This window comes from Ruegeria sp. BC8 (assembly GCF_056535705.1).
Genome location: NZ_JBQFIV010000001.1, coordinates 986538 through 999595, shown reverse-complemented (window position 1 = coordinate 999595; position 13058 = coordinate 986538). Strand labels below are relative to the sequence as shown.

The window sequence follows — 13058 nt, the reverse complement described above, 5'->3', positions numbered from 1 at the left end:
AATGCAGCGGAACTGGTTTCTGGGCGATTTGCTTGATCAGCTGTTCGACCGCCCCGGCAAAAAGCGGGGCATAGATGACAAGCGATCCGTATCGGAGCTATGTGAAGCACTCTTGTCTGCGGAAGGTGAAGTATCAGGTTTCGCACTCGCATCAACGATACTGGATCGATACCAGACCTTGGACGACCCGGAAAAACTGGACTTCTTCGCTTATTTGAACGACCAGCTTGAGTTAGACGCGGACCAACTGTCTGAGACGGCGCGTCGTTATGCCGAGTATAGAAGTGTCGATCTGTATAAAAGGCTTAGCGAGGCGGCCGAACCCAAACGGCAAGAATTGCTGCGCCGTCTGAATCAACCCTCCGGCGCGACGCAAGAGCTTGTGGCAATGCGCGTTGACCTGTTGCGTTTTCTCAAATCCAACCCCGAACTCAAGCGCACAGATGTAGATTTCGTGCATTTACTGCGAAGCTGGTTCAACCGGGGTTTTTTGGTCCTCAAACAAATCAGTTGGGATACACCAGCCCGCGTTCTGGACAAAATCGTCGCCTATGAGGCCGTCCATCAGATTCATGATCTGGACGACTTGCGGCGCCGGCTTTTCCCGCCCGACCGTCGCTGTTTTGCATTTTTTCATCCCTCAATGCCGGATGAGCCGCTGATTTTTGTCGAAGTTGCTTTGACGACTGAGATTCCGAACGCGATTGATGTGCTTTTGTACGAAATTCGAGAACCGATCGAACCAGAGCGGGCCAAAATCGCCGCATTCTACTCAATTTCAAACTGCCAAAAGGGGCTAACGGGTATCAGCTTTGGAAACCTGCTGATCAAACAGGTTGTGACCGAACTTTCGCGAGAGCTTCCGGGCCTCGACACATTTGTGACCTTGTCTCCGATACCCGGTATGAACCGGTGGTTAGCTGGCGAAACAGGACATCCCGAGCATGGCCATGCTGCCGAAGCCGTACTTGCGGGAACAGCCCCTCCGCAGGACGTGCGGGCGATGGCCGCCCGATACCTGTTACACGCCAAGCGCGAGGATGGGATGCCGCTGGACCCTGTGGCCCGCTTTCATCTGGGCAATGGAGCCGAGCTTCACGAACTGCATGCCGGGGCCGATCCGTCACAGAACGGACGATCCCAATCCGGCGGCGCAATGGTCAATTACCTCTACGACTTGAAAAAGACTGAACGTCACCACGAAGAATTTGTGACGCACGCCACAATCGAAACCTCGCGTTCCGTGCGCGCGGCTTCAACCGCAGTACTTGCGGCCAGACCTGAGGAAAATCCAGCGTGACTAACACACTTTATGACAGCTTGTTTGCCCACCACGCGGGAAACGAGGCTCCGTTCCTGCTACTCGATGACGGAAAGGTAGTGTCATATGACGCGTTTCTGAAACGCGCTGCGCAGATCGCGCATGTTTTGCGGAAAAGTGGAGTTTCTCCTGGCGACCGCATCGTTGTGCAGGCCCCAAAGTTGGCCGATACGATTGCACTCTATGCTGCTTCGGTTCAGGCAGGTGCTGTCTATTTGCCGCTAAACACTGCCTACACAATGGCAGAATTGGACTACTTCACATCTGACGCCCAGCCTGCGGTGATCGTCTGCGACGACAACGACGAAGCTGAGATCAAAACACTGGCGGACCGGTATGGCGCAAGGCTGCTTACCCTTGGCGGTGAAAAATCAAGCTTAAGCCGCCAGGCTGACACGCAGCCCCGCGAGTTTAAGACCGTGGATCGCGCCCCGGACGACCTTGCGGCTTTGCTTTATACGTCGGGAACCACGGGTCGCTCTAAGGGCGCAATGTTGAGCCACCAGAACCTTTTGACCAATGCACAAGCTCTCGCGGATTTGTGGGGTATCACAAAAAACGATCGCTTGGTTCACGCTTTGCCGATCTTTCACACGCACGGGCTTTTCGTGGCGATGAACACGTCACTAGTCGCCGGGTCCGAAGTTCGGCTGATGGAAAAGTTCGACATTGGAATGATCTTGGAGGAATTACCGCATTCAACCCTTCTAATGGGTGTCCCCACTTTTTACACTCGATTGCTGGCGGATGACGGTTTCACCAAAGAGATTGTGGGAAACATGCGGCTGTTCGTGTCGGGTTCTGCCCCATTGCTGGCCGAAACCCATCAGGCGTTCGAAGCGCGCACAGGCCACCGCATCCTGGAGCGCTACGGTATGACCGAGACAAACATGAACACCTCGAACCCTTATACTGGCGAACGTCGCGCAGGAACTGTTGGTATGGCATTGCCCGGCATCGAGGTGATCGTCACTGATCCTGAAACCGGTGAGCAACTGCCCAGAGGGGCGGTAGGAATGATCGAGATACGCGGCCCTAATGTTTTTCAAGGCTATTGGCAGATGCCCGAAAAAACCGCTGCGGAACTTCGTGAGAATGGGTTCTTTATCACCGGGGATCTGGGCAAATACAGCGAGGATGGCTACCTGTCGATTGTAGGTCGTTCAAAAGACCTTATCATTACTGGCGGTTACAACGTCTACCCCAAGGAAATCGAAGACGTTTTAAACGACATCGATGGCGTACTGGAGTCGGCAGTTTTTGGCGTCCCTGACAACGACTTCGGGGAAAAGATCATTGCCGCTCTGGTTGCTGAGCCAGGCGTAGAACTCGACACGGATCAGATTGAAACAACCATCAGGGAAAGGCTGTCGCGCTTCAAACATCCGCGTCGCTACGAACTCGTCCAAGAGTTGCCACGAAACACCATGGGAAAAGTCCAAAAGAACGTTCTGCGCGATCAGCACACAAAAAAAGAACCCGCTACGGCAATATCTTAGCCGACCTGCCTAGAACTTCGAACAAACCATAACCCTTTGAACTAATAGTATCCCACGGATTGAATCGCCACCTCATCAGGAGATTGACCATGACTCGCATGACGGCAAAAGACTTCGATCAGGAACTGCTGGATCTGTACGACTATTATGCGCACGGAAAGATCACCAAACGCCAATTTCTGGACCGCGCCGGAAAATTCGCGGTTGGCGGCTTAACGGCTGCCGCGTTATTGAACATGCTCAGCCCGAACTATGCGCTGGCACAGCAGGTGTCGTTCAACGATCCCGATATCCACGCAGACTACATAACCTACCCCTCTCCGAACGGAACGGGTGATGTCCGAGGCTACCTTGTTCGTCCCGCTGGTGTGGAAGAACCCCTGCCCGGGGTGCTCGTGATACACGAAAACCGCGGTCTGAATCCCTACATCGAAGATGTGGCGCGACGCTTGGCGAAAGCAGGCTTTATGGCACTGGCTCCTGACGGCCTAACGTCGGTTGGCGGATACCCCGGCAACGACGCAGATGGGCGCGAGTTGCAGAAGACAGTCGACCGGGTCGAGCTGATGAATGACTTCTTCAATGGCTTCGAATACCTGTTGAACCGGGAAGACTGTACTGGGAAAGTTGGCGCTGTGGGTTTCTGCTATGGCGGTGGTGTGGTCAGCGCAATTGCCGTGGCCTACCCCGAATTGGCAGCCGGCGTGCCATTCTACGGCCGCCAACCGGCCTCCGAGGATGTGGCTAGAATTCAGGCACCGCTACTGATTCAGATGGGAGAGCTTGATGAACGCATCAACGCAGGTTGGCCGGAGTTCGAAGCTGCGCTGCAATCCAACAATAAGGTTTACGAGGCCTACATCTACGAGAATGCCAACCACGGCTTTCATAACGACAGTACGCCTCGGTATGACGAGGAAATGGCAAACTTGGCCTGGGACCGCACCATTGATTGGTTTGACACCTACCTAAAGTCCTGAACTGAGTTCGCGGAATGGCGAAGCGACGGCAAAAAATCTGTCGTCGCTTCGGTGTTCAAAAACTTCGAGAGAGAGTCATCAAACAAACTCAAAGCATTCTCGGCCAGCCCCAAATAGCTGCCTTTTTGCTGCACCAAGCTCGCGCCATTCGCCGAGGGTAGCGTTGCATGTCAGCTTCAAGGTGTCTCGATTGGTAAGAGATTGCTAAAGGTTGAAGTGATTTTAGAGGGCGGAGTGAACGGCCGCGAGCTTTTGCAATTTTGCATCCGACTTACTGGCTGCATAGTAATTCGAGAACGGTTGTTTTGGTCCGTGACCCGGTCATACCGGATCGCAATCTCGCTGCGTTCTGCCTGAACGTCCGCATTCTCCTCTGTCATGCAGCGGGTGATTTTCGGCGATGCGGTGGGTAATCTTGCTGCGAGCGCTCGCTGCGTAAATTCTTCACTTCCACGGAGGGCTCGATGCGGTCACTCGCTCTACCGCCACAATTATCCGATTTGCGGACTTTTTCCGTCACTGGCCCGCGTGAACTACTGAGCCGCTTGTGACCCATCCGTCGGATACGCACAGTGTGCGGTTCACAATTGAATTAAGTTATTCCCCAACATTGGGATAAATGAACCCGTTCACCGGGTAGAAGCTGCCATACCGGCCCGGATGACTTTCAACTCGGACCAATGTCCAATCATTGTTTTTGGATACATCCTTGACGCCCATCTTCAATGATACCTCGTTGCGGTGCCAGTTGGCGTGGTTCACGATGACTTCTCTGTCAGTGACGACATCGGATACGACAGCCACGTGACCAAGCGGCATCCCTCGGGTTGCTCGAAATGACATGACCGCACCAACAACCGGTTCATTGCCTCGCTCAAAAGTATTGCGCGCCTTGCCCCACCAGTCCTTGGCGTTTCCGCGAATTTCGATACCGCTGAGGTTACGTGCGTAGGGTACGCACCATACCCTTTGCCCTCGAGCTTGTTTTTGAGAGACCTCGCGCAACGCCATGGCCTGACGTTCTGGATCGAGATCCGCGCCGCTTGGGGCCTGAGCGCAGGCAGAAACAAGAGCAAAAAGCCCCATCGCAAACGCAGCGCGAGCAGTACCGTGCAGGCACGGCCGTTTCGTATTCGCTTTGCTGTCGCTGTTCTTCAAGACATTACATTGACGGGTTGAGGGGTCGGATAGTTTTAAGGCGATCTAATGGGTAATGAAAAGAGCCCAGCCGGATCCCCGGCAGAAATTTGCCAGTTGATATTCATCCTCGAAAGGACAAGCGCGAAACTTTGCAAAGTCAACTTTCTGCGCACAGCCGCCGTCGGTCGATCGCGCAGCATCGGTCACTTGGGGCTCACATCCTCTGTTCGCTGCGTCTTCACTGAGTGACTACTTTGCGGACGAAGTGGCTAGCCTCGGACAACTTCTGAATTAGCCCGAAACATCCATCGAGTAGAAATAGGTCGCACAAATAGTCTGGTCATCAACGCTTGTAGGCGCTGCCGCACCCGTAAACATCGCGATGCCGAGATAGTCGAACCCAGAACTTTCTTCGTTCCAGGCCGCCATAAATGTGATTGGCTGGTCTCCACAAAGCGTGTTTCCCTGACGCAACGGTCCGACGTCACCTGATACCCGGAATACCTGAGCAATAGGCACGTCACCAGACACGCCCCAATTACCTGAACTCTTGGCGTCATGAACCTCGAGATCAAGAGAAGCGCCGGTCTCGAAGACTATCCGCTTGGTAGACAAGATTACTGGCCCGGTAATCGCCATTGCCGTTTCGCTGGAAGGATTGAAGGCCTTGGAATCCTCAAAGAGCGGTTGGGAAGATGCAGCACCCCCCATTACCCCCATAGTTATTTGCAGCATCAGGTTCGATCGACGCATTTGATTCTCCATTGTGCGAAGCGGGCTGACAACCTTAAACATGCTTTTGCTTTGTCGTCGAATGCAGCCGAGAGACCAAGCCAATCGTTGTCTATGCTGAGCACGCGATCAAGGTCTGAGGAGGACTCGAACCTGACGTTCGTCTGAAAATCGTGAGCGTACGCGTGTGAGAATTTGCAAACCCATTGCAAGAGAAATGAGAGTTCGAAGACAAACCCAATGACATGAGCCTCCGGCTGTAACAAGATGGTGGCAGAGGTGTACGTTATGGCGGATGTTTTCGACCGCATTGCAGATTGGTTGCAGAAGCTGGCCTTTTTTGATGCCGACCTTGGCGGGCTAGTCGAGCAGCTAAGTCACAGGCTGATCGATGGTGGCGTGCCGGTTTCGCGTGTTTCCTTGGGCCGCCTGATGATGCACCCTGTAATTGGATTGCTCGACGCAACATGGGATGCTTCCAACCATCGAATTGAATGGACTGTTCTTCCACGAAGCTCGGTGACAACTGATCTCTTCGACAAAGCACCCTTCGGAGAGAACTCGAAATTGGCCAATGAGATAGCGAAACAGCACTTCAACAAGGAAGTCTGGGACTTGGCGGACGACCTTACGAACGGCTCGATCAAGTTTCCTTTCATGCGAGCAGATCTGACTGACGAAGCGACCCGTGACAGATTTTCGCTATTCCAAAAACTCGCTGAGGCAGGTGTCACCGACTACGTCGTATTCAGTGCACCATTCGGCAATCGTACCGTTGTATTTGACGGCAAGGTCGAGTGGGCTTTGGGGGCGTCAGTCTCTTTTGCAACAAAGCGTCGTTCTGGTTTCACAGACCGTGAGGTAGATGGTCTGTCGCGACTGTCTCTACCTTTGCTTGGTACAGCGCGTGTTCTGTCAGAGCAGTTCCTGGCAGCTGAGTTGATGGAGGTTTACTTGGGCAAGGTGTCCGGTCGATCTGTATTGAACGGTCAAATAGCCCGGGGAGATGTCAGCAAAATTGACTGCGCTCTATTGTTCAGTGACATACACGGGTCTACGGCTTTGAGCCAGCGCCTGTCACCGGAAAAATATGTCGCGACCGTCAACCAATTCTTCGACTGCGTCGGCGGGGCGGTACACGACCACGGCGGAGAGGTTCTGAAATTCGTTGGCGATGGGTTGCTTGCGATCTTTCCTTTTGATGGCCAACGAAGACTACCCGAAGACATGTGCGAAGCTGCCCTGTCGGCGGCGCGAGAAGCGTTCCAAAGGCATAAAGAGCTTGATCCATCAGACCGTGCTGAGTTTGGGATTGGTTTGCACACTGGCGCGGCTGTGTACGGGAATGTTGGCACTGAAAAGCGCTTGGATTTTACGGTAACCGGCACATCAGTTGCGATAGTCAGCAGGTTAGAGAGCTTGACGCGAAAACTGGATGCGCGGCTTTTGGCAACTGGCGACTTTGTCAGCTTGGTATCTGAAGAGCCGCATAAATTGGGGCGGCATTCATTGCGGAGTTTTGATGAAGACTTAGAGGTCTTTTCCTACGGAATTGTCACGTAAAGCTCAATTGCATGAGCCTTTTGCAAACATGCTTTGATGTGCGTTTTGAGGCGCGGGCACTAGAATGACAACGGTCTGCTTCGGGCTCGTAGCGGTTTTCCCGCAAGACTCAGTGTTTGGCTTCTCGGCAGACAGAAGCTGCAATTCCAATCATATCGGTAAAACTTGCTTCCAGACAGAAACGGAAATTCACCGAAGCATCCGGCAAAAAACGCGGAGATAACAGGGTCGCAGTCCAATTCATTGTTTCAACGTTGATCCTGGAGGCGCCGGATGTAGTCGCTGACGATCTCCTCCCAGAGCATCGGCCACCACAATACCCAATGACCTTTGTTGTAGCCAGGAACAGCCACGATATGAGTTTCACTTTTGGCACCCATCGCTTCCATTGCGGTGAGGTTGGATAGGGAATGCTCGATGCTGTAGAACATGTCATCTTCCCCGTAGATGGAAAGAACCGGCCCATCAAATGTTCCAATACGACGAAAGAGCGTCGGATTGATTTGGGGATCACCGGAGCCCTCTGCCATCCATCCTCCAACGAAGTTGATCACACCAGCGGTGTTTCCCGGATCGTCGCCGGCCTGCATAAGGGCAACAATGCCCCCGCGCGAGAAACCAATCAGTAGAACCGATCCATCACTCACATCCGGTCGTTCCTGCAACGCATGTAGCGCTGCTTTTGCATCCATCAGCGCACGTTCCGCCCCTGCCAAAGATAGCCGGGCCTCCGTCGAATAGCCTTCGGTCCGATCTTCAGCAAAGCCTTCGTCATACAATCCGTCGGACCCACCCCGACCGCGGCGCTGTGGGAACGCAGCGATCCAACCGTGTGAGTTCAGAACGTCCGCAAGCCAATCGTTGGAAAAGAACCGATCAAAGGCCTGCGGATCGGTTCCAGAGCCGGTTGAGCCGTGATGAACGAGAGCCAACGGGAAAGGCCCATCACCAGGAGGTCGGTAGATAGCCACAGCAAGCTCGACTGTTGCGCCGTCTTCTCGGAGTTCCGTCCCAAGGAAGTCTCGCGTTCCAACCTCATACCACTGGCGGGTCGCCGTCGCGAGGACTTCTGAGAGGGTTTGTCGCTCGAGTATTGCGACGCGATCCTCGGTTGGATAGATGCCCCGCAGTCGCCCCGTACCCGAAATTGAATAACGCGCCGCGAAGTCACTGTCGGTGAACACCAAAGTGTTCCCATCTAAACGCGCTTTGCTCCGGAACCAGTTTCCGCGGCCATGCTGGCCACGTCCGACCGAGTAAACAACATTGAACAACCCATCCTCATCTCGGTTTTCGACGACGAGGATATGACTTCTCCAAGAGTCCCATCTCCCCGTCCAAATTCCAAGAAAAGGAGAATCTGGCGTTATATCAATTGCAATGTCGGCAGGAAGCGGGGCGTCCCCGATGAGAACGGAGTCTTGCGCAAAAGACTGAGTGGCCAAGACAACGAGTGTTGCGATGGTGAGAGAAAAGCGCATGACGAATACCCCGATACTGTAAGTGATACGAGTCCGCCCTTTTTTAGCACAGTACACGGTGCGATTAGTGCAACTCATCGCTCTGGACTGCCAAGCCTGCTACTCACCATCTTGTGAAGTGTGGTTGGCTTTGCCATTGGTTCCCACTTGCACGCGTGAAAGCGGTCTTTTGCACACGCGATTTCTCAATGAAGCCCGTCCTGGCGTCGCAGCGTGGCGGGAAACTGGCCTTTCGATTGTCGTGCAGCCATTTTTAGTATGTGAGGTCACAGGTTTTGGACTGAGCTGCCGTGACCGAAAATTTGACTAGTCGTCCAGATCTGAAACAAGGGACTTTAGTCGGAGGATTGCCCCCTTGCTTATGCGATCACGATTAACTGTAAGAGAAAAGCCTTCATCTTCCTCGTGAATAATGCGGCTATCGCGGTCGGCACTTTCATAAATAGCGGTCGCAGCATAGGTGCGAATGGGGTTTTGAAATCCCTTCACTCGAACAGGCTCTCGTTCCTCAACCGGAAGCCAGTCTTTTACCAAAGAATAGGATTCGGCAGCGAGTAAGAGACCTCCTGGATCACACTCGGCCTCAAGTCTCGCAGCAAGGTTCACTTCGCGTCCGATAGCAGTGTAGTCCATCCGGTCTTCCGAGCCGAAGTTTCCAATAGTGCAGTAACCAGTGTTTATGCCCATGCGAGCGCGAAATGGTCGATCGATCAATCCTTTGCGCTGCCATTCCGTTTGCAAGTGGCCAAGCTTGCGTTGCATATCTATTGCCATTCGCACACATGCAGCGGCATCTTCTTCTACCCCGAGGCTTTCGGGTTCGCCAAAGTACAGCATCATGGCGTCACCGACAAACTTGTCGAAATATGCGCCGTGCTTCAGGGCGATTTCGGACATTGCTGAAAGATACTCATTCAACAAAGTAGTCAACTCCTCGGCTTCGAGATGATCTGTGATTTCGGAGAAGTCGACGATGTCTGAGAAGAAGATCGTGAGCTTACGGCGGCGGCTTTCGATAGCCGCGTGTTGGTCGCCGGCAATGATTGACTCGTAGAGTTGGGGTGGCATGTATTTGGCAAGCTGTTTGGACACGTGTGTCAAAGTGTCATTCGCCTCACGCATCTGGCTCAGCAAGTGCAAGTTGTCCAAGGCGATGTTCGCTTGTGCCGCAAATGTTGTGAGAATATCGAACTGCTCTTTTTGAAGTCTTCCGGTTGAATGCCTCAACACGGCGAGAGCTCCAACAGTTTGTCCTCCTTGTGAAATCGGCACCATGGTGACTGCCTGAAACCCTGAGGCGAGGAAGTTTCCAGCCCCGATACGAAACCTGTCTTTCGATGCGGCGACGTCCGGCAGATCAATCGCCTCGCCGTTCAAAATGACATGGCCATGGATTGTTTCTGGATGAAGTGGCGCCGGAAAGCGACGCCGCCAAGCCTCGACACCAGCCGGTTCGGGACCAGAAATTGCTCCCAAAATCAGTTTGTCGCCGTCCTGTAATCCAATGCTGACTGTCGACTTTGGGAACAGCGTTTGACCTGCTTCAACAATCGAGTTGAAAACAGGTTGAGGGTCTTCAATTGAGCTGTTGACGACCTCCAGGATTTTGGCGGTCGCCCTTTGCCGATCCTGCGCCTCCCGCAACCGGAGTTCCAATGCCGCCAAGTCCTCAGCCTTCGGTTCGTTCAGATCAAGGACGCGTTCTGGCAGCGATTTTCCCCTACCCTTCGACATCCTGATCCTCCCGTTCGCGATTAGCCGTTGACCAAGTCATAGTGCTTGATGGATCGAGACTCGACGAGGTCAGCTTCTATCGGATCGATGTGCGGGCTTTGGTAGTTTTCTCCCACAAACGACTTCAGTGCCTCCAAGCTCTCCCAAACCATAACGAAACTGAACTCTCGTGGCGTATCCTCTCTCGGCGCTCCCGGAAGAAGGTGCACGATTCCAGGGGTGTTTTTCATCAACGGGATCGCAGTGCCGCGAAAAAAGCGGCCAAATTCCTCTTCTTTTCCCGGCCGCGTTGTCACCTGAAAAATGCGCATGATCATACATCCATCCTCCCAAAGATGCGGTTTCTGAATGTATGTGTGCCTCGCACGATCCAGTTTAGCATACTCGATGGCGAGTGTCAGATTATGTCTCCGAGCAGTGCTCGTAGAGTTTGGACGAATGACTGCTCTGCGGACAAAACAGACATTGGTCGCAATGGAGCGAGTAACCGCATCGAACCCAAAGACAGCTTGGGGAAGACAGAGGCTGAATGCTTCGATTGGCCTCCATCAAGAACTGCGGTTCGAAGGACTCCAAGTCAGCAAAACTCTGAATAGCGTTTCTTCTGGTGCGGCTTACGGGCGTCTTTTGGTTAACCGCGTTGAAAACATCTGCGTATTTTGTGTTAGTTAAGTGCATTAGGGAGAGGCATCCACCATGGGAAACACCTCCAGACGGGCATTTATTAGGTCCTTCTTGACGAGCACGACGATCCTCGTTGCTCCGAGTACATTGTTCGGGCAAGAAGGCACGCTGACCGATCTTGGCGGAGCGATACTCGATCTTGATGAAGTCACGATTTTTACGGCGCGCGAGATCGTCACACTTGATCCCGACCTTCCAAGCGCCGAAGCCGTTGCTGTTGTAAACAGTCGGGTTTTGGCGACCGGCACTAGAGAGCAAGTTCAAGAGGCGATTGGTGAACAGCCCTTCACCGTCGATGACACATTCGCCGACCACATCATCGTTCCCGGCTTTATCGCCCAGCATGATCACCCAGTTTTGGGCGGCTTGAGCCTTTCGTCCGTCATTCTTTCGATAGAGGACTGGGACTTGCCACAAGGTTTATCACGCGCCGTTGTGGACAAGGATGACTTTCTGGCACGGTTGTCTGAAGCTGTTGATGGTCAGCAAGACCCGGACACCCCTGTCATGACATGGGGATACCACGCTGCATTTTATGGTCCATTGACACGGTCGGACCTTGACCAGATCAGCAGCGAACGACCTATCTTTGTGTGGGCACGCTCTTGCCACGAATTCATCCTGAATTCAGCTGCAATGGAGGCCGCAGGCGTTACCGAGGAGGTCATGGACGCTTGGTCCGACTCAGAAAAGATGCAATCCAGCTTTGAGCATGGGCACTTCTGGGAACAGGGTTTGTTTGCAGTTCTGCCTTTGATTGCGCCATACGTGGCGACCCCTGAAAAGTTTCGCGCTGGTTTGGAGACCATGCGCGATTATTTGCATGCGAAAGGCGTGACCTACGGCAACGAGCCCGGCGGCATTCTCGCACGCCCGGTTCAGGATGCGGTGAACGCTGTATTCTCCGCACCCTCAATGCCGTTTCGGTGGAGCTTCATTCCAGATGGAAAAAGCCTGATCGCCAAATATGACAATGCTGAAGATGTGATCGAACAGACAGAAGCACTTGTCGACTGGTATGGTGGCAAGACCAGTATGTCCAAAGGCAGCGTCAAGCTTTTTGCGGACGGTGCGATATATTCCCTTGCCATTCAACTGAGGGACGATCCGCTTGGCGATTACCATGGCGAGTGGATGATGGACCTGCCGGCCTTTGAACGCGCGTTTCAAACCTATTGGGACGCCGGCTACCAAGTTCATATTCACGTCAACGGTGACGCCGGGTTGGACCGTGTATTGAACGCCTTAGAGCGGAACTTGCGCAGAAACCCGCGTTTCGATCATAGAACGGTGATCGTGCACTTTGCTGTGAGTGCGCCCGATCAGGTCCTTCGTATCAAACGTCTGGGCGCGATTGTTTCAGCAAATCCCTACTACGTGACGGCACTTGCGGATCAATACAGTAAAACTGGTCTTGGTCCTGAACGCGCCAATCAGATGGTCCGTCTTGGTGATCTGGATCGAGCGGGTGTATCCTGGTCATTGCATTCCGATATGCCGATGGCGCCAGGTGATCCATTGTTCCTAATGTGGTGTGCGGTGAACCGCGTGACGAGTTCCGGTCGGGTAGCAGGACAGGATCAGACGGTCCCGGTCGAAGAGGCCTTGCGTGGAGTGACAATCAACGCCGCCTATTCTCATCGTCTTGAGCGGGACCTTGGCAGTATCGAACCTGGCAAGCGTGCGAACTTCACTATTTTGAATGACAACCCATTGACGGTGGATCCCATGGCAATCAAGGATATTCAGGTTTGGGGAACAGTATTGGAAGGCGAAAAGTTTCCTGTGGGCGACAAGCCAGAACAGGAAGATGCACGTTTGCCTCTAATTGATCCGGACAGCCAAAGAGAGTTCGCAGTGAACACTCTCAATCACGCGCTTTCGGTTGTTCACGCCCATCTTTAGGTGCGTTCGCTCTAGGAGC

The 13058-nt window shown here is 53.4% G+C and carries 10 protein-coding genes; 5 read left to right on the top strand and 5 right to left on the bottom strand.

Translation table 11 applies throughout. The features are described from left to right. The first annotated feature begins 1 nt into the window (after position 1). The 3 genes from ACR3EK_RS05165 to yghX all read left to right on the top strand — a co-directional run bounded on the left by ACR3EK_RS05165 (position 2) and on the right by yghX (position 3800). Positions 2 to 1300: a malonyl-CoA decarboxylase gene (locus ACR3EK_RS05165; RefSeq protein WP_480632835.1), complete on the top strand. Its 1299-nt coding sequence runs from the start codon at positions 2 to 4 to the stop codon at positions 1298 to 1300. Continuing rightward, positions 1297 to 2820 (top strand): malonate--CoA ligase, encoded by a 1524-nt coding sequence (locus ACR3EK_RS05160; RefSeq protein ID WP_480632834.1) that lies wholly within the window; start codon positions 1297 to 1299, stop codon positions 2818 to 2820. Before ACR3EK_RS05165 ends, ACR3EK_RS05160 begins: the two co-directional genes overlap by 4 nt. 89 nt (positions 2821 to 2909) lie before the next feature. Beyond that, positions 2910 to 3800, top strand: a complete 891-nt coding sequence (gene yghX / locus ACR3EK_RS05155; RefSeq protein WP_170339342.1) for a YghX family hydrolase — start codon at positions 2910 to 2912, stop codon at positions 3798 to 3800. A gap of 597 nt (positions 3801 to 4397) precedes the next feature. Here yghX and ACR3EK_RS05150 read toward each other — a convergent pair. Together ACR3EK_RS05150 and ACR3EK_RS05145 are read right to left on the bottom strand one after the other, a co-directional pair. Then, positions 4398 to 4886: a CHAP domain-containing protein gene (locus ACR3EK_RS05150; RefSeq protein ID WP_480634004.1), complete on the bottom strand. Its 489-nt coding sequence runs from the start codon at positions 4884 to 4886 to the stop codon at positions 4398 to 4400. A 345-nt stretch (positions 4887 to 5231) separates the two neighbouring features. Further along, positions 5232 to 5735, bottom strand: a complete 504-nt coding sequence (locus tag ACR3EK_RS05145; protein ID WP_170404075.1) for a hypothetical protein — start codon at positions 5733 to 5735, stop codon at positions 5232 to 5234. A gap of 225 nt (positions 5736 to 5960) precedes the next feature. On the opposite strand from ACR3EK_RS05145, the gene ACR3EK_RS05140 reads away from it, so the two are divergent. Further along, positions 5961 to 7235 carry an adenylate/guanylate cyclase domain-containing protein gene (locus ACR3EK_RS05140; protein ID WP_480632833.1) on the top strand — a complete coding sequence of 425 codons (1275 nt, stop codon included), beginning with the start codon at positions 5961 to 5963 and terminating at the stop codon, positions 7233 to 7235. Between the two features lie 248 nt (positions 7236 to 7483). Here the strand turns inward: ACR3EK_RS05140 and ACR3EK_RS05135 are convergent, their stop codons facing one another. The 3 genes from ACR3EK_RS05135 to ACR3EK_RS05125 all read right to left on the bottom strand — a co-directional run bounded on the left by ACR3EK_RS05135 (position 7484) and on the right by ACR3EK_RS05125 (position 10767). Further along, positions 7484 to 8716: an alpha/beta hydrolase family protein gene (locus ACR3EK_RS05135; protein ID WP_480632832.1), complete on the bottom strand. Its 1233-nt coding sequence runs from the start codon at positions 8714 to 8716 to the stop codon at positions 7484 to 7486. A gap of 306 nt (positions 8717 to 9022) precedes the next feature. Next, entirely contained in the window at positions 9023 to 10450 is a 1428-nt protein-coding gene (locus tag ACR3EK_RS05130) for an adenylate/guanylate cyclase domain-containing protein (RefSeq protein ID WP_480632831.1), read from the bottom strand. A 20-nt stretch (positions 10451 to 10470) separates the two neighbouring features. Continuing rightward, on the bottom strand, positions 10471 to 10767 hold the full coding sequence (locus ACR3EK_RS05125) for a putative quinol monooxygenase (RefSeq protein WP_480632830.1): 297 nt from the start codon (positions 10765 to 10767) through the stop codon (positions 10471 to 10473). 418 nt (positions 10768 to 11185) lie between these two features. Here ACR3EK_RS05125 and ACR3EK_RS05120 point away from each other — a divergent pair, with 418 nt between their 5' ends. Further along, positions 11186 to 13039: an amidohydrolase gene (locus tag ACR3EK_RS05120; RefSeq protein ID WP_480632829.1), complete on the top strand. Its 1854-nt coding sequence runs from the start codon at positions 11186 to 11188 to the stop codon at positions 13037 to 13039. The last annotated feature ends 19 nt before the right edge of the window (positions 13040 to 13058 follow it).